22 protein-coding genes and 1 riboswitch are annotated in these 22,327 nt (G+C 61.9%); of the genes, 16 read left to right on the plus strand and 6 right to left on the minus strand.

Annotated features, from left to right (window positions below):
• Window positions 1-52 precede the first annotated feature (52 nt).
• On the minus strand, window positions 53-637 hold the full coding sequence (locus ACMDB8_RS07625; RefSeq protein ID WP_056721715.1) for a hypothetical protein: 585 nt from the start codon (window positions 635-637) through the stop codon (window positions 53-55).
• A gap of 153 nt (window positions 638-790) precedes the next feature.
• A riboswitch (cobalamin riboswitch) is annotated at window positions 791-1,023 on the plus strand.
• Window positions 1,024-1,106: 83 nt separating this feature from the next.
• Here ACMDB8_RS07625 and cobO point away from each other — a divergent pair.
• From cobO to ACMDB8_RS07695, 14 genes are all read left to right on the plus strand, one after another.
• Entirely contained in the window at window positions 1,107-1,718 is a 612-nt protein-coding gene (cobO, locus tag ACMDB8_RS07630; protein ID WP_056721717.1) for a cob(I)yrinic acid a,c-diamide adenosyltransferase, read from the plus strand.
• Window positions 1,715-3,130 carry a cobyrinate a,c-diamide synthase gene (locus tag ACMDB8_RS07635; RefSeq protein ID WP_056721719.1) on the plus strand — a complete coding sequence of 472 codons (1,416 nt, stop codon included), beginning with the start codon at window positions 1,715-1,717 and terminating at the stop codon, window positions 3,128-3,130. The genes cobO and ACMDB8_RS07635 overlap by 4 nt, the downstream gene beginning before the upstream one ends.
• Window positions 3,127-3,777, plus strand: coding sequence for a 5,6-dimethylbenzimidazole synthase (gene bluB / locus ACMDB8_RS07640; protein WP_223542086.1), 651 nt, complete (start codon window positions 3,127-3,129; stop codon window positions 3,775-3,777). The genes ACMDB8_RS07635 and bluB overlap by 4 nt, the downstream gene beginning before the upstream one ends.
• On the plus strand, window positions 3,774-4,682 hold the full coding sequence (gene cbiB / locus ACMDB8_RS07645; RefSeq protein WP_056721722.1) for an adenosylcobinamide-phosphate synthase CbiB: 909 nt from the start codon (window positions 3,774-3,776) through the stop codon (window positions 4,680-4,682). Before bluB ends, cbiB begins: the two co-directional genes overlap by 4 nt.
• A complete protein-coding gene (gene cobD / locus ACMDB8_RS07650; protein WP_056721724.1) occupies window positions 4,675-5,667 on the plus strand; it encodes a threonine-phosphate decarboxylase CobD in 993 nt (330 codons plus the stop codon). Before cbiB ends, cobD begins: the two co-directional genes overlap by 8 nt.
• Window positions 5,664-7,115 carry a cobyric acid synthase gene (locus ACMDB8_RS07655; RefSeq protein ID WP_056721726.1) on the plus strand — a complete coding sequence of 484 codons (1,452 nt, stop codon included), beginning with the start codon at window positions 5,664-5,666 and terminating at the stop codon, window positions 7,113-7,115. The genes cobD and ACMDB8_RS07655 overlap by 4 nt, the downstream gene beginning before the upstream one ends.
• A 137-nt stretch (window positions 7,116-7,252) precedes the next feature.
• Window positions 7,253-7,774 carry a bifunctional adenosylcobinamide kinase/adenosylcobinamide-phosphate guanylyltransferase gene (gene cobU, locus ACMDB8_RS07660; RefSeq protein WP_409078474.1) on the plus strand — a complete coding sequence of 174 codons (522 nt, stop codon included), beginning with the start codon at window positions 7,253-7,255 and terminating at the stop codon, window positions 7,772-7,774.
• Window positions 7,771-8,826 (plus strand): nicotinate-nucleotide--dimethylbenzimidazole phosphoribosyltransferase, encoded by a 1,056-nt coding sequence (gene cobT, locus ACMDB8_RS07665; protein ID WP_409078473.1) that lies wholly within the window; start codon window positions 7,771-7,773, stop codon window positions 8,824-8,826. The genes cobU and cobT overlap by 4 nt, the downstream gene beginning before the upstream one ends.
• Complete coding sequence (cobC, locus tag ACMDB8_RS07670; protein WP_409078472.1) at window positions 8,823-9,398, plus strand: alpha-ribazole phosphatase family protein; 576 nt, start codon at window positions 8,823-8,825, stop codon at window positions 9,396-9,398. The genes cobT and cobC overlap by 4 nt, the downstream gene beginning before the upstream one ends.
• A gap of 2 nt (window positions 9,399-9,400) precedes the next feature.
• Window positions 9,401-10,132, plus strand: a complete 732-nt coding sequence (locus tag ACMDB8_RS07675) for an adenosylcobinamide-GDP ribazoletransferase (RefSeq protein WP_409078471.1) — start codon at window positions 9,401-9,403, stop codon at window positions 10,130-10,132.
• A 56-nt stretch (window positions 10,133-10,188) separates the two neighbouring features.
• Window positions 10,189-10,593 (plus strand): MarR family winged helix-turn-helix transcriptional regulator, encoded by a 405-nt coding sequence (locus tag ACMDB8_RS07680; RefSeq protein ID WP_046037619.1) that lies wholly within the window; start codon window positions 10,189-10,191, stop codon window positions 10,591-10,593.
• A 52-nt stretch (window positions 10,594-10,645) separates the two neighbouring features.
• A complete protein-coding gene (locus ACMDB8_RS07685) occupies window positions 10,646-11,854 on the plus strand; it encodes an MFS transporter (RefSeq protein WP_409078470.1) in 1,209 nt (402 codons plus the stop codon).
• A complete protein-coding gene (locus tag ACMDB8_RS07690; protein WP_007977581.1) occupies window positions 11,851-11,973 on the plus strand; it encodes a hypothetical protein in 123 nt (40 codons plus the stop codon). The genes ACMDB8_RS07685 and ACMDB8_RS07690 overlap by 4 nt, the downstream gene beginning before the upstream one ends.
• Window positions 11,974-12,028: 55 nt before the next feature.
• On the plus strand, window positions 12,029-12,580 hold the full coding sequence (locus ACMDB8_RS07695; RefSeq protein ID WP_056721738.1) for a glutathione peroxidase: 552 nt from the start codon (window positions 12,029-12,031) through the stop codon (window positions 12,578-12,580).
• 87 nt (window positions 12,581-12,667) lie between these two features.
• Here ACMDB8_RS07695 and ACMDB8_RS07700 read toward each other — a convergent pair whose 3' ends face one another.
• From ACMDB8_RS07700 to ACMDB8_RS07710, 3 genes are all read right to left on the minus strand, one after another.
• Entirely contained in the window at window positions 12,668-13,939 is a 1,272-nt protein-coding gene (locus tag ACMDB8_RS07700; protein WP_056721740.1) for an OmpP1/FadL family transporter, read from the minus strand.
• A 146-nt stretch (window positions 13,940-14,085) separates the two neighbouring features.
• On the minus strand, window positions 14,086-14,568 hold the full coding sequence (locus ACMDB8_RS07705; protein WP_056721742.1) for a hypothetical protein: 483 nt from the start codon (window positions 14,566-14,568) through the stop codon (window positions 14,086-14,088).
• A gap of 275 nt (window positions 14,569-14,843) precedes the next feature.
• Window positions 14,844-15,068 (minus strand): hypothetical protein, encoded by a 225-nt coding sequence (locus tag ACMDB8_RS07710; RefSeq protein ID WP_007898912.1) that lies wholly within the window; start codon window positions 15,066-15,068, stop codon window positions 14,844-14,846.
• A 1,007-nt stretch (window positions 15,069-16,075) separates the two neighbouring features.
• On the opposite strand from ACMDB8_RS07710, the gene ACMDB8_RS07715 reads away from it, so the two are divergent.
• Window positions 16,076-16,399, plus strand: coding sequence for a hypothetical protein (locus tag ACMDB8_RS07715; RefSeq protein WP_082562890.1), 324 nt, complete (start codon window positions 16,076-16,078; stop codon window positions 16,397-16,399).
• Window positions 16,400-16,574: 175 nt separating this feature from the next.
• Entirely contained in the window at window positions 16,575-17,939 is a 1,365-nt protein-coding gene (rmuC, locus tag ACMDB8_RS07720) for a DNA recombination protein RmuC (protein WP_162252406.1), read from the plus strand.
• Between the two features lie 42 nt (window positions 17,940-17,981).
• Here the strand turns inward: rmuC and ACMDB8_RS07725 are convergent, their stop codons facing one another.
• Window positions 17,982-21,452, minus strand: coding sequence for a hybrid sensor histidine kinase/response regulator (locus ACMDB8_RS07725; RefSeq protein WP_056721748.1), 3,471 nt, complete (start codon window positions 21,450-21,452; stop codon window positions 17,982-17,984).
• Between the two features lie 215 nt (window positions 21,453-21,667).
• Window positions 21,668-22,204 carry a TetR/AcrR family transcriptional regulator gene (locus tag ACMDB8_RS07730; protein WP_056721750.1) on the minus strand — a complete coding sequence of 179 codons (537 nt, stop codon included), beginning with the start codon at window positions 22,202-22,204 and terminating at the stop codon, window positions 21,668-21,670.
• Between the last annotated feature and the right edge of the window lie 123 nt (window positions 22,205-22,327).

Below are 22,327 nucleotides of genomic sequence, written 5' to 3' on the forward strand. Positions count from 1 at the left end.
TGAATGCCTTGTTCTAATCATAGAGAAGCATTGTTGTGCGATGGTTCAACCCTCAGCCGCGAGCCTCCTTGAACAGCACCGCAATGCCGGGGTGATAGTTGCCGGCTTCGTTGCGCAACTTGCGATAGGCATAAGGGAAATACCAGGCGACAGCGCAGCTGTGTTCCTTTTGCAGGTCGTCGACCATGTCCTGGAGTTCTTCCGGCGTGGCGCCCTGCTGGGCTTTTTGCGGGGCGACGAACAGGCAGCCGAGTTTCAGGTCGCTGGCGTGGCTCAGGCGCTTCGCATCGCTGGCGATATCGAGCAGGGCCTGGGACAGGTTGAGGCTGTTGACCCTTGGCCAGCGCTGGCTGGTCTGGATGTAGGCGCGGGTTTCGGAGGAGGCCAGGAGCAGGTCGGCGCGGCTGTTGCGTTCGCCTTCTTCTGTCTGCTTGCGGGTGGGCGTCTGTTGCAGCGTGACCATCTCGGCCATCCAGGCGGCGGCGGACAGCAGTCCGAGATTGGCCTTTTCGTCGTGCCAGTACGGTGTGTCGCCATCGCCGCGGACGGCGTTGTAACGGTCGATGCATTCGAACCAGTGTTCGAGCACCGGACGCAGGAATTCCAGCTTTGGATTACTGATGATCATGCCTTGCATGGGCTCACCCTTGTTGTTGTGTTGTGAGATTGTGGCTCTTTGATATCACTGCTGGGAGCGTGGCACAAGATTGACGTCAGTTTATTGATTGATGGCAGTTATTCGGCCGATGGCCTCCCGGCTTTAATTGACGCTCCACCCCCAACCCTCTAACCTTCGCGGCTTGTTTCAGGTGCTCTGTGGCTTGGGTCGACAGAGTGAAACAGGGAAGCCGGTGAGTGGGTCCTTCTGTTGGTCGAAGGCCCGCAATTCCGGCGCTGCCCCCGCAACGGTAAATGAGTGAAAACTGTGTGTGATGCCACTGTGTCGAATCGATGCGGGAAGGCGCACAGTCCGGCCCCGCGCCACTCATGAGCCCGGAGACCGGCCTGATTCATCCAGCGGCATCACGGTGGGCGATGCCAGGCTTTGTTGCCTTCTATTCTTGTGCCTGCCCGCCGTTATTCCTGCCTCAACGGAGAGCTCCCCCATGACTGATACCCCCGATCGTGACGAACGCCACCTGGCGCGCATGCAGCGCAAAAAAGCCGTGATCGACGAGCGCATCGCCAATTCCCCGAACGAGTGTGGCCTGCTGCTGGTGCTGACCGGCAACGGCAAGGGCAAGAGCAGTTCGGCTTTCGGCATGCTTGCCCGCGCCATGGGGCACGGCATGCAATGCGGCGTGGTGCAATTCATCAAGGGCCGCAACAGCACGGGCGAAGAGTTGTTCTTCCGGCGCTTTCCCGAGCAGGTGCGCTTTCATGTGATGGGCGAAGGCTTTACCTGGGAAACCCAGGATCGCCAGCGCGACATCGCCGCCGCCGAAGCCGCCTGGTCGGTGTCGCAGCAATTGCTGCGCGATCCGTCCATCGGCCTGGTGGTGCTCGATGAGCTGAACATCGCCCTCAAGCACGGCTACCTCGATCTCGATCAAGTGCTCAGTGATTTGCAGGCCCGACCACCGATGCAACACGTGGTGGTCACCGGTCGCGCCGCGAAGCCGGAAATGATCGAAATGGCCGACACCGTCACCGAAATGGGCGTGATCAAGCACGCCTTTCAGGCCGGGATCAAAGCGCAGAAAGGCGTCGAGTTGTGAGTCAGCCTCGACACTGTCCGGCAGTACTGATTGCCGCGCCGGCCTCTGGCCAGGGCAAGACCACCGTCACCGCGGCACTGGCCCGATTGCATCGCAATCAGGGGCGCAAGGTCCGTGTGTTCAAGTGCGGCCCCGACTTTCTCGATCCGATGATCCTCGAACGCGCCAGCGGTGCGCCGGTGTATCAGCTGGACATGTGGATGGTCGGCGAGCAGGAGAGTCGCCGGTTGCTGTGGGAAGCCGCCGCTGAAGCCGACCTGATCCTGATCGAAGGCGTCATGGGGCTGTTCGACGGTACGCCGTCGAGCGCCGACCTGGCGCGGCATTTCGGTGTGCCGGTGCTGGGGGTGATCGATGGCACCGCCATGGCCCAGACCTTTGGCGCATTGGCCCTGGGGCTGGCGCGTTATCAGCCGGACTTGCCGTTCGCCGGCGTGCTGGCCAATCGTGTCGGCACGCTGCGCCACGCGCAACTGCTCGAAGGTAGCCTGACTGAAGGTTTGCGCTGGTACGGCGCGCTGTCCCGGGAAACCGGGATCGAATTGCCGAGCCGGCACCTGGGGCTGGTGCAGGCCAGTGAGCTGAACGATCTTGATCTGCGTCTGGATGCGGCCGCCGATGCCCTGGCCAGCAGTTGCGAGGTCGCGCTGCCGCCGGCGGTCGAGTTCGCTGCTCCTGATGTCATTGCGGCCGAACCGCTGCTCGCTGGTGTGCGCATTGCCGTCGCCCGGGATGAAGCCTTTGCGTTCACCTACGGCGCGAGCCTGGATCTGCTGCGGGCGATGGGCGCCGAGTTGTCGTTCTTCTCGCCGATCCGCGACCGAGTGTTGCCGGAGGCGGACAGCCTGTATCTGCCGGGTGGTTACCCGGAACTGCACCATGTTGCGCTGGCGCAAAACACCGCGATGCTCGACGCGATCCGCGCCCATCACCGAGCTGGCAAGCCTTTGCTCGCCGAGTGTGGCGGCATGCTGTACCTGCTCGATTCCCTGACCGATGTCGAGGGCACTCGCGCCGAACTGGTTGGCTTGCTGGCCGGTGATGCGGTCATGCAAAAGCGTCTGGCGGCGCTGGCGTTGCAGGCGGTGGAATTGCCGGAGGGTTCGCTGCGCGGGCACACCTATCACCATTCGCTGACCACCACTGAACTGACGCCGATTGCCCGTGGCTTGAGCCCTAACGGCGGGCGCGGAGCGGAGGCGGTCTACCGTGAAGGGCGGATGACAGCCTCTTATGTGCATTTTTATTTTCCGTCCAATCCCTCGGCGATTGCCGCGTTGTTTGCGCCGGACCTTGAAGCTGCCTTCGCGAGCAAGTCGAATCGTCGCACCGCCGCTCCCACAGGGGATTGCGTTTCTTCAGGCCGGTCACCTTCAAATGTGGGAGCGGGCTTGCTCGCGAAGAGGCCATGAGCGACAACGCATTCTCTGAAGCCGAACGCGCGGCGGTCTATCGTGCCATCGCCGAGCGCCGCGACATGCGCCACTTCAGCGGCGGCACCGTCGAGCCCGAATTGCTGCGGCACCTGCTCGAGGCCGCACACCAGGCACCCAGTGTCGGCCTGATGCAGCCCTGGCGCTTCATTCGCATCAGCGATCGTGCCTTGCGCGGGCAAATCCAGGCCCTGGTGGAAGAAGAGCGCATCCGCACCGCCGAAGCCCTCGGCGAGCGCAGCGATGAGTTCATGAAGCTCAAGGTCGAAGGCATCAACGATTGCGCCGAGGTACTGGTCGCCGCACTGATGGACGACCGTGAGCAGCATATCTTCGGCCGCCGCACGCTACCGGAAATGGACATGGCTTCGTTGTCCTGCGCGATCCAGAACCTGTGGTTGGCGTCCCGCGCCGAAGGGCTGGGCATGGGCTGGGTGTCGCTGTTCGAACCCCGGGCGCTGGCGGACCTGTTGAGGTTGCCTCCTGGTGCCAAGCCGCTGGCGGTGCTGTGCCTGGGACCGGTGAAGGAGTTTTACCCGGCGCCGATGCTGGTGCTCGAAGGCTGGGCACAGGCGCGTCCGCTACATGAATTGCTGTACGAAAATTATTGGGGAGTGAGTCAATGAGTGTGGCGTTGTTGAGCGTCGCCGCGGTTGCGCTGGATGCGCTGCTGGGTGAACCCAAACGCTGGCATCCGCTGGTGGCGTTCGGCCGTTTTGCCGAGCGCATCGAACAACGTTTCAACGGTGGCGGTCGCGGCTGGCGCAGTCATGGCGTCACCGCGTGGGTGATCGCCGTGGTGCCGCTGACGCTGTTGGCCACGGCCTTTTCCTGGGCGCCTTATGTCGGCTGGATCGTCGAGATTCTCGCGCTCTATTGCGCCCTCGGCATGCGCAGCCTCGGTGAGCACGTCGAGCCTGTGGCCAGGGCCCTGCGTGGCGGTGATCTTGATGAAGCACGCAAGCGCGTGAGTTATCTGGTCAGCCGTAAAACCAGTGATCTGGATGAAACCGAAGTCGCCCGTGCCGCTACCGAGTCGGTGCTGGAGAACGGTAGCGATGCGGTATTCGCGGCGTTGTTCTGGTTTGCCGTGGCGGGTGCGCCGGGCGTGGTGCTCTACCGCCTGAGTAATACGCTGGATGCGATGTGGGGTTATCGCAATGAGCGCTTCGAACGCTTCGGCTGGGCGGCGGCGAAGGTCGACGACCTGCTCAATTACATTCCTGCGCGCCTGGTGGCGCTGACTTACGCGCTGCTGGGCAAAACCCGGCTGGCGTTGAAATGCTGGCGCAGCCAGGGCCCGACCTGGGACAGCCCGAACGCCGGCCCGGTGATGGCGGCAGGGGCGGGTGCCCTTGGCGTCGAGTTGGGTGGGGCGGCGATTTATCACGGCGAACTGCATCAGCGTCCGCAGTTGGGCGAAGGTGTGCCGGCGGATGCCGACTCCATCGACCGGGGCTGGCAATTGGTCCAGCGCGGGGTATGGTTGTGGCTGCTGATTCTCTGCCTGGGGGCCGAATTTTATGCTTGAACACGGTGGGCGACTGCGCAAGGCGGCGCTCGAATACGGCATAGATGAAGCCGACTGGCTGGACCTGTCCACGGGCCTTGCGCCCTGGTCGTTCCCGGTGCCGGATATTCCGCTGCGAGCCTGGGCCCGTTTGCCGGAGGCGGACGATGGCCTGGAGCAGGCCGCCTGTGATTACTACGGCACCTTGCAGGCATTGCCGGTGGCCGGCTCGCAAATGGCGATTCAACTGCTGCCGCGCTTGCGTCGGGCGGGCAAGGTCGGCGTGTTGTCGCCGTGTTACGCCGAGCACGCCGAAGCGTGGCGTCGCAACGGCTACATCGTGCGTGAAGTGCTGGAGCAGGAAGTCGACTTCTTTATCGACAGTTTCGACGTGCTGGTGGTGGTCAATCCGAATAACCCCACGGGCCTGAGCCTCACCCCCAGTCGCCTGCTCGACTGGCACACGCGACTGGCCCAGCGCGGTGGCTGGCTGGTGGTGGACGAAGCGTTCATGGATAACACGCCGCAACTGAGCCTGGCGCCGTTTGCCCATCAAGTCGGGCTGGTTGTCTTGCGTTCCTTCGGCAAGTTTTTCGGCCTGGCCGGTGTGCGCCTGGGGTTTGTGCTGGCCGAGCGCAAGTTGCTCAAGTTGCTGGCAGAACAAGTGGGGCCCTGGGCCGTGAGCGGGGCAACCCGGGTCGTGGGCCAGGCCTGCCTGCGCGATACCGAGGCGCAAACGGCGCAACGGCTGCGCACCGAAGAGGCCAGCGAGCGCCTTGCGTCGTTGCTGGCGCAACACGACTTGGAGCCCCAGGGTGGTTGCGCGCTGTTCCAGTGGCTGATCACCGAGCGCGCCGAAGCACTGCATGAGTTCATGGCCCGGCGCGGCATTCTCCTGCGGTTGTTCACGCACAACAGCAGCCTGCGATTCGGCTTGCCCGGTGACGAGATCGCCTGGGTACGACTGGCGCAGGCGTTCGACGATTTTGCCAAGGAAAACCAATGACCACGCTGATGGTGCAGGGCACCACATCGGATGCCGGTAAAAGCACGCTGGTGACCGCGCTGTGCCGTTGGGCCACGCGCCAGGGCGTCAGGGTGGTGCCGTTCAAGCCGCAGAACATGGCCCTCAACAGTGCGGTGACCGCCGACGGTGGCGAGATCGGCCGGGCCCAGGCGGTCCAGGCCCAGGCCGCGAACCTTGAACCGCACACCGACATGAACCCGGTGTTGCTCAAGCCCAACAGTGACACCGGTGCTCAAGTGATCATCCATGGCCGTGCCGTCACGACCATGAATGCCGTCGCCTATCACGACTACAAAACCATCGCCATGCAAGCGGTGCTGGCCTCCCACGAGCGCTTGAGCGCGGCGTATCCGCTGGTGATGGTCGAGGGCGCGGGCTCGCCTGCGGAAATCAATCTGCGGGCCGGCGATATTGCCAACATGGGTTTTGCCGAAGCGGTGGATTGCCCGGTGCTGCTGATCGCCGATATCAATCGCGGCGGGGTTTTCGCCCACCTGGTAGGCACCCTCGAATTGCTGTCACCGAGCGAACAGGCGCGGGTCAAAGGCTTCGTCATCAATCGTTTCCGAGGCGACATCGCGTTGCTGCAACCCGGTCTCGACTGGCTCGAAGAGCGCACCGGCAAACCGGTGGTCGGCGTGTTGCCGTACGTGATGGATCTGCACCTGGAGGCCGAGGATGGCATCGATCAACGCCAGGCCGATAAAGCCGAGCAGGTGCTGAAGGTGGTGGTACCGGTGCTGCCGCGCATCAGCAATCACACCGATTTCGATCCGCTGCGCCTGCATCCGCAAGTGGACCTGCAATTCATCGGCCCCGGCCAGGCGATTCCTCCCGCCGACCTGATCATTCTTCCCGGCTCGAAAAGTGTGCGCAGCGACCTCGCGTACCTGCGAGCCAACGGTTGGGACGCCGCCATCGCCCGGCATCTGCGTTACGGCGGGAAACTGCTGGGGATCTGTGGCGGCCTGCAGATGCTCGGTGAGCAGGTGCATGATCCGCTGGGGCTGGAAGGTGCGCCGGGTTCCAGTGCTGGTTTGGGACTGTTGGCATTCCAGACCCGGCTCGAACAAGAGAAGCAGTTGCGCAATGTGCGTGGTCGCCTGGCGCTGGAAGACGCGCCGGTGGCGGGTTATGAAATTCATGCCGGCGTGACCACCGGACCTGCTCTGGAAAACGCTGCCGTGCAGTTGGATGACGGCCGCTGTGATGGTGCGCAAAGTGCTGACGGACAGATTTTCGGCACCTACCTGCACGGGCTGTTCGAATCGCCGGCGGCATGCAGTGCACTGCTGCGCTGGGCCGGGTTGCAGGAAGTGCAGGAAGTGGATTACCACGCGTTGCGCGAGCGCGATATCGAGCGGCTGGCGGATCTGGTGGAGAAGCATCTGGATACCGGGCTGTTGCGGCAGCTCTGTGGAATCTGAGGTGAAAGCTCTGGCCTCTTCGCGAGCAAGCCCGCTCCCACATTAGAACGCGGTCAACTGTGGGAGCGGCGGTGCGGCGATCCGACTTGCTCGCGAAGACTGAAGTGGCCACACCGCCCATTTGAAAGGATGTAACCATGCTCCAACTGATCCTCGGCGGCGCCCGCTCCGGCAAGAGTCGCCTGGCTGAAAAACTCGCCAGCGACAGCGCCCTGGCCGTGACCTATATCGCCACCAGCCAGCCACTGGACGGAGAAATGAGCGAGCGGGTGGCCCATCACCGCGCCCGTCGTCCTGCCGAATGGGCGTTGATCGAAGAGCCGGTGGAGCTGGCCCGGGTGCTGCGCGAATCCGCCCGTGCCGATCGTTGCCTGCTGGTGGATTGCCTGACCCTGTGGCTGACCAATCTGCTGATGCTCGACGATGCCGGGCGCTTGAAAGCCGAGCGTGATGCCTTGCTGGACTGCGTGGCGTCGCTGCCGGGTGAAATTATTTTTGTCAGCAACGAAACCGGAATGGGTGTCGTGCCGCTGGGCGAATTGACTCGCCGCTATGTCGATGAAGCCGGTTGGCTGCATCAAGCTCTGGCTGAGCGTTGTCAGCGTGTCGTCCTGACCGTCGCCGGCCTGCCCCTGACTTTGAAAGGAACTGCGTTATGACTCAATCCTGGTGGCTGAACCCGTGCAAGCCGGTCGATACCCAAGTAGTCGAACAGGCCCGGGCGCGGCAACAGCAACTGACCAAGCCGGCCGGCTCCCTCGGCCAGCTGGAAGCGTTGGCGGTGCAGTTGGCGGGTTTGCAAGGGCGGGTCAAACCGAGCCTGGAGCAGGTTTGGATCGCGATTTTTGCCGGTGACCACGGCGTCGTCGCCGAGGGTGTGTCGGCGTTTCCCCAGGAAGTGACCGGGCAGATGCTGCTCAATTTCGTCAGCGGTGGTGCGGCGATCAGCGTATTGGCGCGGCAACTGGGCGCTTCCCTCGAGGTGGTTGACCTTGGCACCGTCACGCCGTCGCTGGACCTGCCGGGGGTGCGCCACCTGAACGTCGGCCCGGGCACGGCAAATTTTGTACAGGGACCGGCCATGACCCAGGCTCAGGGGCAACTCGCCTTGCAGGCCGGCCGTGACAGCGTGCAGCGGGCAATCGCCAGCGGTGCGCAGTTGTTTATCGGTGGCGAGATGGGCATCGGTAACACCACCGCCGCCAGCGCCCTGGCGTGCGCGCTGCTCGATTGCCCGGTGGTGCATTTGACCGGGCCTGGTACCGGGCTCAATGCTGAAGGTGTCAGCCACAAGGCCCAGGTCATCGGGCGCGCCCTGGCATTGCATGGCGCGCAGCGTGGCGATGCCTTGCAGACCCTGTTCAACCTCGGCGGTTTTGAGATCGCCGCGCTGGTCGGTGCCTATCTCGCCTGTGCCCAGGACGGTGTCGCGGTGTTGGTGGATGGCTTCATTTGCAGTGTCGCGGCGCTGGTTGCTGTGCGTTTGAATCCTGATTGCCGTCAGTGGTTGTTGTTCGGCCATCGCGGTGCCGAACCGGGGCATCGTCACGTGCTGGAAACCCTGGACGCTCAACCCTTGCTCGATCTCGGCCTGCGGCTGGGCGAAGGCAGTGGCGCGGCGTTGGCAGTGCCGCTGCTGCGCCTGGCGTGCGACCTGCACGGGCAGATGGCGACCTTCGCCGAAGCCGCCGTGGCAGATCGTCCGGCATGACCTTGCGCGTGGATCTGTTGCGTCACGGTGAAACCGAACTCGGCGGCGGCTTGCGCGGCAGCATCGATGATGCGTTGACCGACACGGGCTGGGCGCAGATGCGCGCCGCCGTGATCGGGCAAGGGCCGTGGGATCGGCTGGTCAGTTCGCCTTTGCAGCGTTGTGCACGCTTTGCCGAGGGACTCGCTGCGCAACTGGGTGTGCCGGTGCAACTGGATAAAGACCTGCAAGAGTTGCATTTCGGCGCCTGGGAAGGGCAGAGCGCGGCGGCGTTGATGGAAACCGATGAGCAGGCCCTGGGTTTGTTCTGGGCCGATCCTTATTCGTTCACGCCGCCTCAGGGTGAGCCGGTTGCAGACTTTTCGGCACGGGTGCTGGCCGCGCTGGAGCGTTTGCATGCGAGCTGTGCCGGTGAGCGCATTCTGCTGATCAGCCATGGCGGTGTGATGCGTCTGCTGCTGGCACAAGCGCGCGGGCTGCCACGGGAGCAACTGCTCAACGTTGAGGTCGGGCATGGTGCGATGTTTTCGCTGACGGTGGAGCCTGCGGGCGTGTTGAAGGAAGTGCTCTGACCATGCTGCCATTCTGGATCGCCCTGCAATTTCTCAGCAGCCTGCCGATTCGCTTGTCCGGTATGCCTGAGCCCCGGGACCTGGGGCGCTCGCTGCTGTTTTATCCGCTGGTGGGATTGCTCTTTGGCGCGATTCTGTGGGCAGTCAACTGGCTGTTGCCGGTTACGCCGACGTTACTGCACGCGGCGCTGTTGCTGAGCCTTTGGGTGCTGCTCAGCGGCGGCTTGCATCTGGATGGCCTGGCGGACAGCGCCGATGCCTGGCTCGGTGGTTTTGGCGATCGTGAGCGCACGTTGACCATCATGAAAGACCCGCGCAGCGGGCCGATCGCCGTGGTGACGCTGGTGCTGGTGTTGCTGCTCAAATTCACCGCACTGCTGGCGCTGATCGAACAGCCGCATTCACTGGCATTGATCATTGTGCCGTTGATCGGTCGCAGTGCATTGCTCGGCTTGTTCCTGACCACGCCGTACGTGCGTGCCGGTGGCCTGGGCCAGGCATTGGCCGACCATCTTCCGCGTTCGGCGGGCAAGCAGGTGCTGGCGGTCAGCGCGCTGGCCTGTGTGTTGATCGCCGGTTTGAGTGGTGTGGTGGCAGTGGTGTTGGCGGCGCTGGGGTTTGTCTGGCTGCGCCAGGTGATGTTGCGGCGCCTGGGCGGCACGACGGGGGACACGGCGGGTGCGATGCTGGAGTTGCTGGAAGTTGCAGTGCTGGTAGGCTTGGCGCTGTTTTAACTGTTATTCCTGCTCTGTAACTTGATTTAACCGACTCGCGGGTATATACACGCACCATGCTCGATTCCCAATGTTTATGCATCAACCTGCGTCGCGCCGCCCGTGGCGTCAGCAGGCACTACGACGGCGCTCTCGATGGCTTCGGGATCAACGTTGCGCAGTATTCTTTGCTGTGCAATTTGCAGCGTCTGGATCAGCCGAGCATTTCGACCCTGGCCGAGGCCATGGGCCTGGATCGCAGCACCCTGGGGCGCAATTTGCGGGTGCTGGAGGGCGATGGCCTGGTGACGCTGGTCGAGGGCGAGGACATGCGCAACCGCATCGTCCTGCTGACCGAGGCCGGGGCAGAGCGCCTCAAGGCTGCCTTGCCAGCCTGGGAAGCCGCACAGCAACGCTTGATCGATCGCCTGGGTGCCGAGAAGCGCGAAACCTTATTGAAGCTGCTGGACGAACTGGCGTGATGCCGGTTTTTCCGATTATAAGCGGGTATATACCCGCTACCGGAGAACAACAATGACATCGATGTGGCGTACATGCGGTTGGGTTCTGTTGGGGAGTGCGCTGATCCTTGCGTTGTCGCTGGGCGTTCGCCATGGCTTCGGGCTGTTTCTGGCGCCGATGAGCGCCGAGTTCGGTTGGGGCCGTGAAGTCTTTGCCTTCGCCATCGCCTTGCAGAACCTGATCTGGGGCCTTGCTCAGCCGTTCACCGGCGCCCTGGCCGACCGCTTCGGCGCGGCGAAAGTGGTGCTGATCGGTGGTGTCCTGTACGCGGCCGGGCTGATTTGCATGGGGCTCTCCGACTCGGCGATGACCCTGTCACTGAGCGCCGGCCTGCTGATCGGTATCGGACTGTCTGGTACATCGTTCTCGGTGATCCTCGGCGTGGTCGGCCGTGCGGTGCCGCCGGAAAAACGCAGCATGGGCATGGGGATCGCCAGTGCGGCCGGTTCGTTCGGCCAGTTCGCGATGTTGCCCGGCACACTCGGTCTGATCGGATGGCTTGGCTGGTCCGCGGCGCTGCTGGCGCTGGGCTTGCTGGTGGCGCTGATCGTGCCGCTGGTGAGCATGCTCAAGGACAAACCGCTGCCCGTCCTGGGCCACGAACAGACCCTTGGCGAAGCGCTGCACGAAGCCTGCTCCCATTCCGGATTCTGGCTGCTGGCGTTCGGTTTTTTCGTGTGCGGATTCCAGGTGGTGTTCATCGGCGTGCACTTGCCGGCCTATCTGGTGGATCAACACCTTCCGGCGACGGTCGGCACCACGGTGCTGGCGCTGATCGGCCTGTTCAACATCTTCGGCACCTATACCGCCGGATGGCTCGGCGGGCGCATGTCCAAGCCGCGTCTGCTTACCGGTCTGTACTTGCTGAGGGCGGTGGTCATTGCGTTGTTCCTGTGGGCGCCGGTGACGACTACCACGGCCTACCTGTTCGGCATGGCCATGGGCTTTCTGTGGCTGTCGACGGTGCCGTTGACCAACGGCACGGTGGCGACCTTGTTTGGTGTGCGAAATCTGTCCATGCTCGGCGGGATTGTTTTCCTGTTTCACCAGCTCGGTTCGTTTCTGGGTGGCTGGTTGGGCGGGGTGGTGTATGACCGAACCGGGAGTTATGACTTGATCTGGCAAGTGGCAATTCTCTTGAGCCTGTTGGCCGCTGCCCTCAACTGGCCGGTGCGTGAGCGGCCGGTAGAGCGTCTGCAATCACAAATGAGTGCGATATGAACAGTCTTTGGCCGCGGATCGCCGTAGCCGCCGTCTGCGCCTTATTGCTGGCATTGTCGTGGTGGGGCTGGCATCAAGGCGGACTGGCGCTGATGCAGTTGGGCATGGGTGCTTGCTAGTGAGCGGCGAGGGCGAGTAACGTCACTTTTGACGAGTTATCAAGGATGCACCGACATGCTGATGCGCTGGATTGCAGTCCCCGCGTTGCTGGTGACGTTTACCGGACTGGCCTGCGCGGCCGAGTGCCCGGAACTGTTGCAAGGATCACTGCAAAAGCTGCGCGCCAAGGAATCCATCGACCTGTGCCAACGGTATGAAGGTAAGCCGCTGGTGGTGGTCAATACTGCGAGCTTCTGCGGTTTCGCCCCGCAGTTCAAGAGTCTTGAGGCGCTGAATCAGCGTTACAAAGGGCAGGGGCTGGAAGTACTGGGTGTTCCGTCCAATGACTTCAAGCAGGAGTCCAGGGACGGTGCCGAGACCGCCAAGGTTTGTTACGTCAACTATGGCGTGACTTTCACTATGACCGAGCCGCAGCCGGTACGTGGCGCCGACGCAACCCATCTGTTCAAGGTGCTGGCCGAACAAAGCAGTGCGCCAAAATGGAATTTCTACAAATACGTGGTCGATCGCAAGGGTAAGGTGATCGCCAGCTTTTCCAGCCTGACCAAGCCCGATGATCCCGAGTTCATTGCGGCGGTGGAGCAAGCCCTGGCTTCACAACCTTGATTTGCACCCACTGAAAAGCCCCGCCTCTGTGAAGAGAGCGGGGCTTTTTTGATTCCGTTGGCGAGCGTTCAGGCTCGCCGGGAATCATCAGAAGCGGTAGGTCGCACCGAGACCGAAACCGTTCGCGTAGTTTTCATACTTGGCGTTGTAGGTCTGGCCACGGTCGTTGCTGTTGTTGACCTTGACCGACTCTTCGCGCAGGTACGAATACGCCAGGTCGATGGTCAGGTCGTCGGTCGGGCTCCAGCCGGCGCCCACGCTGAAAATCTTGCGATCGCCAGTCGGGATGCGTGGGGAGCGGTCGACGTTGTTGGTCGGTGCCTGGTCAATGGACAGACCGGTACGCAGTACCCATTGCTTGTTCAACTGGTAGGACGCGCCGATGGCGTGAGCCCAGGTGTCGTGCCAGTTCTGTTCTTCAGTGATGGTGCCGAACTGGCCGTTCAGAACAGCCGGAACGCCTTTGTTTTCAACGGTGATTTCTTTCAGGCGGCTCCAGCGGGTCCAGGTGCTGCCTGCGTAAAGAGTCCACTTGTCGTCGAGCTGGTGAGTGACCGAGAAGTCCACCGATTCAGGTGTGGTCAGGTCCAGCGAAGCGTCGTATTTCTGGCTTGGGTTCTGGCCGATCAGGCCCAGCACGTTGTAGTTGACCTTGGTGTCACCGTCGAGCTTGTACTTCACTTTCGAGTGGTAGGTCAGGCCGACGCGAGTGCTGTCGGTGGCTTGCACCAGCACGCCGATGTTGTAGCCCAGTGCGGTGTCGTCCCCCTTGATCTTGACCTTGCCATCGGGCTGGGACTGGGTGATCGACAGGTTCGATTCCAGGGTGCCGTCGATGCGGTTGATGGTTGGGCCAAAACCGATGGAAACCTTGTCGTTGAAGGCGTAGCTGACCGTCGGTTGCAGGGTGACGATCTTGACTTCGCTCTTGCTGCCGAAATAGCGGCCGGCAAAGCCGTTTTCGTAATCGGTTACCAGACCGAATGGTGCGTATACGCCCACACCGAAGGCCCACTTGTCGTCGATTGGCTTGACGTAGTAGCCCATAGGGACGGCGATGAACGGAACCATGTCGCCGTCGTTGCTGCCGCCGTTCGGGCTGGAGCTTGCGTGGCTGATGTCAGTGTGTGCGTCGAGCATCGCAATACCGCCGGTGACTTGTTCGCGCTTGATGCGCGACATGCCGGCAGGGTTGCCAAAAATGGTGCTTGCGTCATCGGCAGAGGAAGATCGCCCGGCAAAACCTGTACCCATCCCGCTGATGCTTTGTTCGTTGATGGCAAAGCCACTTGCAAAGATCTGGGTGGATGCCATGGCAACGGCGAGACTGATGGTGGTTTTGAGCATTACTTTTTTCATTATTAGAACTCCTGGTGATCACCGGGGCGAAAATTACCAACATTTTCGTTCCGGCGCCATAGGCTGTATGCCTTGATTTAGAGCGGTTTTGTAGGACAATCCGACCAAAATCGCGGCGTGTTGCGCGATCTTTGGATCCAGGTGTGTCAGCAGGCTACCTGATTCAGCGGTGAAACACAGGTTTGCCAGGCACTGGTGAAATCACGCAGGCGTCCCTGGGGCTGAAATGTCTGGCGCCAGATCCTGGCCATGCCCAACAAATCATCAGGGGCGGGGAGGGGGGTGTTCTGTTCTTCCACCAGCAGCCAGGCGATGGCTGTGGCGTAACGCAGGTTGACGGTCAATTCGAGGTGCGGGCCACTGAGAAACGCATGCTGGCTGGCCAGGCCGCGGACCAGGCTTGCACGGTCCGGATCAAGGGCCAGGTAGTGATCCCATAGGGCTTGGTGGCGGGGCTCGGCAATGCGGTACAGGCCGTGCCCACGGCGGTCATGCAGGGCGGAACCAAGGGCGGACTGGCTGGCGGCAATGCCCAGCAGCAAGGATTCGGCAGTAGCGCTATGGCGTCCGAGGTAGATCAAGGTCGGACGAATCACATAACGGCACAGTTCGCTGGCAGCGATACCCATAAAACCCTCGAAACCTGAAATGGACGGCGATACCTGAAAGGGGCTTGGCAGCAGTGGATCGGCTCAGGCTCGCCGCAAGCGGGTCAAGCCGCTTGAGTTGAAGTGTAGTGTCATATTCGCGCTGTAAAGGCCTGTTTTTAAAATATTTCCAGCGACCAGTTATAACCCTTATATCGGATCGTGCTTAGTCGTGATTCGAGGGCAAGGAAATATCGGGCAATAAAAAGCCCCGCTTTTCGGGCAGGGCTTTTGGGTTTTTCAGCCTGTCTGGCGTTTCAGGCAACCAGTGCCTGACGGGTACGCTCGATCACGGCCTGCAGCGGCTCGGCGCTGGAGTATTGATCGGGGTACAGGCGTTCGCTGTGACGAGCGATACCGTGTTCGTTGACCAGGGTGAAGCTGAAGCAGCCTTTGCGAGCGGCCATGATCAGGCAGTTCATTGGTGCAAAAGCGTTGGTTAGGGTGCGAATGGCATCCTGAGTGTGGATTTGAGTAGACATTATTGGGTGTTCCTACAAATGACACGGATAAGAACCGTGCAACGTTAAAACGTTCCAGTAACGTCGATCACCATTGATCGAACGAAGAACCCGACTGGAACAAAGCAGCCAGTTTGAAGCGCTGATAAGTTGGCGCGCTTGGGCTGGCAGGTAGGTACTTAGGAGGGCAGGCAACACATCAAGGGCAAAGGTTCTGGGCCCGGGGTGAAGATCCTGATCAATTTGCAGGTTGGTTCGAGCAGAGTAGGCAGGCGGAGCAACACCCTTTGCTTTCGATTCAAAGGTTGTGTTGGCGCAAGATTTACCTGGAAACCATCGAGGTGGTCGATCCCGCTTGTTCGGTGGAGGCTTCCGTTGGGAAGGCTGACCGGGGGGATTTGTTCGACCAGAATTGACTTTCAGCTTGGTACTAACGCCGCGGATACTAACGGATTGAACTGGCCAAGGGAAGTGTGATAGTGAAAAGAATTTCCCGGCGGGTGCCTGATCGGGCTGTTTTTCCTTGTGGAGGCGCGGATAAAGCTGCACGGTCCGGGATTGATACGCCCTGTTTCGAGACAGAATCCGACCGCCGGTCATCGACGTTTGAAGCGGCGCAGCCGTCTGGAAACCGGGTTTGCCAGGGTTTGTCCCCAGGCACGACAAAAAAATGCGCCGAAAAAGGGCGTCGATATAACCATCGCAAAGGCACTTGTGCACATTAGTTGCGCGGTCTGTCACCCCGCTGTCATCTCACGTTCAAGCGTAATGGCTGCCTGTAACCAAAATTTAAGTCAATGAAAAACATCGCTTTTTTTTACTGGTGAAAAAATCGTCAGTTTGACTGCGAGCCCCATTCCACAGGGCTTTGAGAGAGTTCGAGGGCGGTTGTCCACTGAGTTATCCACAGCTTCTGTGGATTGTCCCGAGCGCTTGCTCTAGGACGGGCGTGCCGGGATATTTTCAGCTTTACCTGTAAGAAAAAGAGAGTAAAGTTGCGCGCCTTCTGATCTGCCCCACAGTGCTTTATGAAGTTTCGCTCGGCCTCTGTTTCCTCTTCCTCCACACCGCCTTCTGTTGCCCCTGCCAAGCGCTTTTCCATGCGTGTGGCGGAGTGGCTGTTGGACAGTCCGCATCTGGGCGAAAACCGTAACGTCAAACACATCGCCGGACGTTTGCTCAAGCAACCGGCCCGTGAAGGTGTGGTGGCGGCGCAAAGTCGCCTTGGCCAGTTGATGTGTCGCGAATGCGGGAATGCCCGGGACCGCCGGATCGGTCAGGACCTGTTGCGCCAGGCCGCTCGGGCGGGTGATCACCGCGCGCAACAGGAACTGGGGCTGATCGAAGACTGAGCTGTCCAAGACCGGACCTCTTGGTTAACCTTCAGGCTTTATCCGAATGGCAGGAGTGGCTATGGCAATGGACTTGACCAGCTTATTGCTGGGTCTGGCAGGGGCTGGGTTGCCGTTGCTGGTATTGGCCTGGCAACTGCAACGTCGGGCCAGCACCACGCAAGCCGATGTCGCGCTGCTGCAAGAACGCCTGGCCATGGCGCAACTGGCGCAGGACGGATTGAACGCCCAGCTCGAGTCCAGCCGCGATGAAGCGGCTGATCTGACCCAGGCCAACGCCGCCAAACAGGCTGATCTGGCTGCGCTGCGTCGTGAAGTCGAGCTGTTGCAGATCGAGCGCGACGACGCCCGGGACGCCGCCCATGCGTGGAATATCGAACGCGCCGGCAAAGAAGCCGAGTTGCGCCGCCTGGACGCCCAGGCCGCGTCGCTCAACGCCGAATTGCGCGAGCAACAGGACAGTCATCAGCAGCGCCTCAACGATCTGCAAGGTTCGCGGGACGAGTTGCGCGCGCAATTCGCCGAGCTGGCGGGGAAAATTTTCGATGAGCGCGAGCAGCGCTTTGCCGAGACCAGCCAGCAGCGCCTGGGGCAGTTGCTCGATCCGCTCAAGGAACGCATCCAGTCCTTCGAAAAACGTGTCGAGGAAAGCTATCAGAACGAGGCCCGTGAGCGTTTCTCCCTGGCCAAGGAGCTGGAGCGCCTGCAACAGCTGAATTTGCGCCTGAGCGATGAGGCCACCAACCTGACTCGCGCCTTGAAAGGGCAGAAGACCCAGGGCAATTGGGGCGAGCTGATTCTTGAGCGCGTGCTCGAGCATGCGGGGCTGGAGAAGGGCCGCGAGTACCAGACTCAGGTCAATCTCAAGGGACCGGACGGCGAGCGCTTCCAGCCGGACGTGATCATTTATTTGCCGGGCGACAAGCAGGTGGTGGTCGACTCCAAAGTCAGCCTGACGGCCTATCAGCAATACGTCGCGGCTGAAGACGAGGCTATCGGCCAGATCGCGATCAAGCAGCACGTGCTGTCGTTGCGTAATCACGTCAAAGGCCTGGCCGGCAAGGATTACAAGCGCCTCGATGGCTTGCACAGCCTGGATTTCGTGTTGCTCTTCGTGCCGATCGAGGCGGCTTTTTCGGCCGCGCTGCAGGCTGAACCGACGCTGTTCCAGGAGGCGTTCGACCGCAACATCGTGATCGTCAGCCCGACCACCTTGCTGGCGACCCTGCGGGTCATCGACAGCCTGTGGAAGCAGGAGCGCCAGAGCCAGAATGCCCGGGAAATCGCCGAGCGGGCCGGCTGGCTGTACGACAAGTTCGTGCTGTTTATCCAGGATCTGGACGAGGTCGGCAATCGCCTGCAGCAACTGGACAAGGCCTACAGTTCGGCACGCAACAAGCTGACAGAGGGACGCGGCAACCTGGTCAGCCGCAGTGAACAGCTCAAGCTGTTGGGCGCGCGGGCGAGCAAGAGCTTGCCGGCGGATTTGCTGGAGCGGGCGATGACCGATGTCGATGGGTTGGTCGAGTTGCCGGAATAAACCGGCAGCGAAACATTAACCATTGTGGCGAGCTGATCCTCGCTACAACGGTATGTACCGGCTCAACAACGCGCGCAACGCCGCCGGCTTCACCGGTTTGGCCAGGTAATCCAGCCCTGCGGCATGCACCAGGTCGACCGTCTCCGGCCGGCCATCGGCGCTGATCACCACCCCCGGAACCGGCTCGCCCATCTGCGTGCGCAACCAGGCCATCAAATCGGTTCCGGTCTCGCCATGATCGAGGTGGTAATCCACCAGGGCCAATTGCGGGCGCATGCCTTCGCCAAGCAACACGGCACATTCCTCGCGATTGCGCGCGGTCCAGACCTGGCAACCCCAGCGGCTGAGCAGGCTGTTCATGCCGATCAGGATGCTGTCCTCGTTGTCGATACACAGCACCTGCGCGCCATTGAGCAACTTGCCGTTGAGCTCGGCGACCTTGAGCGGCGCTGCGGTTTGCGCTCGGGCCAGCGGCACGCTGACGCTGAACACGCTACCGCGTCCCGGCCAGGAGCGTACGCGCAAGGTATGACCGAGCACGCGACATAGCCCGTCGGCAATCGCCAGCCCCAGGCCGAGGCCTTTTTCGGCCTGGGTCTGGTGGCTGTCGAGGCGCTTGAACTCTTCGAAAATCACCTGCAGCTTATCTTCCGGGATGCCTGGCCCACGGTCCCAGACTTCCAGGCTCAGTTGCTCCTTGTGTCGGCGAACCCCCAGCAGCACCGGCCCTTTGCCGTAGCGGAAAGCGTTAGTCAGGAAGTTCTGCAAGATCCGCCGCAGCAGTTTGATGTCGCTGTCGACCCGCAACGTGCTGGCGCGAACCCGGAACTCCAGTTTTTGTTCTCGCGCCAGCGCCTTGAACTCTGTACCGAGGGTATCGAACAGTTCGTTGAGGGCGAATGGCTGGCGATTGGGGTTGATCTTGCCGTTTTCCAGGCGGGAAATGTCCAGCAGGTCGCTGATCAAGTCCTCGGCCGAGCGCAGCGAACTGTCCAGGTGCTCGACCAGTTTCTGTGCTTCGCCAGACAGACTATCGCCCTGATGGGAGAGGGCGGCGGAGAACAGCCGCGCCGCATTCAAGGGTTGCATCAAGTCATGGCTGACGGCCGCGAGGAAACGGGTCTTGGACTGGTTGGCGGCCTCGGCGGTGCCCTTGGCCTCGGTCAGGGCAATGTTGAGTTGTGACAATTCGTGGGTCCGTTCGGTGACCCGTCGCTCCAGCCCTTCGTTGGCTTCGGTCAGCGCTTGCTCGGCTTCGCGGAACGCGGTGATGTCGGTGAAGCTCATGACGAATCCACCGCCCGGCATCGGGTTGCCGATCAGCTCGATCACCCGGCCGTTGGGGAACAGGCGCTCGGAGGTGTGCGCGCGGCCCTGGCGCATCCAGTGCAGGCGACGCGCGACGTGCACTTCGGCTTCGCCCGGGCCGCACAGGCCGCGCTCGGCATTGTGGCGAATGATGTCGGCGATGGGCCGGCCAACTCTGATCAGGCCATCCGGGTAGTTGAACAAATCCAGGTATCGACGGTTCCAGGCCACCAGTTTCAGTGACTGGTCGACCACGCTGATGCCCTGGGTGATGTTCTCGATCGCGCCTTGCAGCAAGGCACGGTTGAACTGCAGCACCTCCGAGGCTTCGTCGGCGATGCGCACGACGTCCTCCAGTTGCATCTCGCGGCCTTCAATGGCGGCTTTTACCACCGCGCGGGTCGAGGAAGCGCCGAGCACACCGGCCAGCAAGCGTTCGGTATGGGCGATCCATTCATTGTCAGCGTTCTGGTTCGGGTTGAAGCCCTTGCCCTGGCGATAGGCAAAACGGATGAAGCTTTGACGGGCACGTTCTTCGCCGACGAAGCGCGCCGCCAGTTGTAGCAGGTCGTCGATCTGCACCGCCAGCATCGAACGTGCGCTGGGGCGGGCGCTGATTTCCTGGCCGATGAAGCGGCCCGCCTGCCAGTGCTCGGACACACGGGTGCGCGACAGTACCGAAACCCAGGCGAACAGCGTGAAGTTGCCTGCCAGCGACAGCACCACGCCCTGGGTCAGCGGGGTGATCGGCAGGTTCAGTGGGTTGCTGTGCAACCAGGCCAGCCCCGGGAAGGTGCTTAAGGACAGGCCGAGGCTGAGGGCGGCAATCGGCAGGACCAAGGTGTAGAACCACAGGAAGGTGCCTGCGGCGAGGCCGGCGAAAACGCCGCGGCGGTTGGCCTGTTTCCAGTACAGCGCACCGAGCATGGCGGGGGCCAGTTGGGTCACGGCGGCGAAGGCGATCTGGCCGATGGTCGCCAGGCTGGCGGTCGAGCCCAGCAGGCGATAACTGACGTAGGCCAGCAGCAGAATCACCACGATGCTGACGCGGCGCACCGACAGCATCCACTGGCGGAACACTTCGAACGGGCGCTCGGCGTTGTTGCGCCGCAGCAGCCAGGGCAGCAGCATGTCGTTGGAGACCATGGTCGACAGCGCCACGCTGGCCACGATCACCATGCCGGTGGCCGCCGATGCGCCACCGATAAACGCCAGCAGGGCCAGCGCCGGATGCGCCTGGGCCAGGGGCAGGCTGATGACGAACGAGTCCGGCAGCACCGAGCTGGGCAGCATCATCTGGCCGGCCAGGGCGATCGGCACGACAAACAAGGCGGCGAGGGCGAGGTAGGCCGGGAACACCCACTTGGCCAGGCGCAGATCCTGAGGGTCGATGTTCTCGACAACGGTCACGTGGAACTGCCGTGGCAGGCAAATAATCGCCATCATCGCCACACCGGTCTGCACCACCATCGACGGCCAGTTGATGGTTTCCTTCCAGTACTGCTCCAGGCGCGGCGCGAGCATGGCCTGGTCGAACAGGTCGTCGAATCCGTCGTACAGGCCGTAGGTCACGAAGGCGCCGACAGCGAGGAACGCGAACAGCTTCACCAATGATTCGAAGGCAATCGCAAGCACCATGCCGCGGTGGTGCTCCGTGGCGTCGAGGTTGCGGGTGCCGAAGACGATGGTGAACAGCGCCAGCACCAGCGATACGATCAGCGCGGTGTCCTGGGCGCGGGTGCCCATGGCGTCGGCACCGGCGCCGATCAGCAGGTTCACGCCAAGCACGATGCCTTTGAGCTGCAGCGCGATGTAGGGCAGCACACCGACCAGGCAAATCAGCGCCACCACCACCGCCAGTGACTGGGATTTGCCATAGCGTGCGGCGATGAAGTCGGCGATCGAGGTGATGTTTTCCTGTTTGCTGATCATCACCATTTTTTGCAGGACCCACGGCGCGCCGACCAGCAACAGGATCGGCCCGAGGTAGATCGGCAGGAACGACCAGAGCTGTTCGGCGGCCTGGCCCACGGCACCGAAGAAGGTCCAGCTGGTGCAGTAGACCGCCAGCGACAGGCTGTACACCCACGCCCGCACACGCGGCGGCAAGGGCGCGCTGCGACGGTCGCCATAGAAGGCGATAGCGAACATGATGGCCATATAGGCCAGGGCGACGACGGCAATCAGCCCGGTGGACAGCGACATGGGGACTCCAGACAAAAGACATCCGGACCTCCCGCCCGGACAGACAGTCTCGCACGACCGCCAGCGTTAGTCAGTGTCGACCAAGGTCGTGGCGTGGCGGGGTGTCGCAGGAGGATTTTCAGTGTCTGGACCGGCCCCATCGCGAGCAGGCTCGCTCCCACAATTGGCCTGCCGCACACATTCCCTGTGGGAGCGAGCCTGCTCGCGAATGGGTTTCACTGATTCAACGCGATCTCGATCAATCGGTGCAATTGCTCAACCTCAAGCGGCGCCTCGGCAAACAGGATGCGAAACACCGTCGGCGCCGCGATCAGGTTGATCAGGCGATCGACACTGGGCTTGGGCTGATCCGGATAGCGATCCAGAATCGTCTGCAGTTGCCCGCCAATGATGGTCGCGCAATAACTCGGCTTCAATGCTGCCTGCACGTCGTACAGCATGTTGCGGCCAGGTTCGGAGCTCATCTCGTCCAGGTACTGCTCGGCCCAGGCCCGCACGTCGCCGTGAAGGCTGCCGGTATTGGCCGGCTCGTTGTCGGGCTGCATGCGGGCGAGGGCGACGTCGGCCAGCAGCGCCGACACATCGCCCCAGCGTCGATAGATGGTGGACGGTGTGACACCCGCGCGCGCCGCAATTTGCGGCACCGTCACGCTGGCGCGGTCCTGCTCCTCAAGGAGTTGGCGCACGGCCGAATGAATCGACTCTTGTACCCGGGCGCTGCGGCCGCCGGGGCGTAATGTGGGAGCGGTCATCCTGTGTTTCCTGTATTGCACCGGGTCTTGCGGCAGGCACCCGGTCCTGAAAGCCATGCATCGGACCTTAACACAAAGAATTTGCTTTAAGAGAGATCCAGTAGCACACTCCGCAAAAGCAAA

The organism is Pseudomonas monachiensis (assembly GCF_047345015.1).
GTDB lineage: Bacteria > Pseudomonadota > Gammaproteobacteria > Pseudomonadales > Pseudomonadaceae > Aquipseudomonas > Aquipseudomonas monachiensis.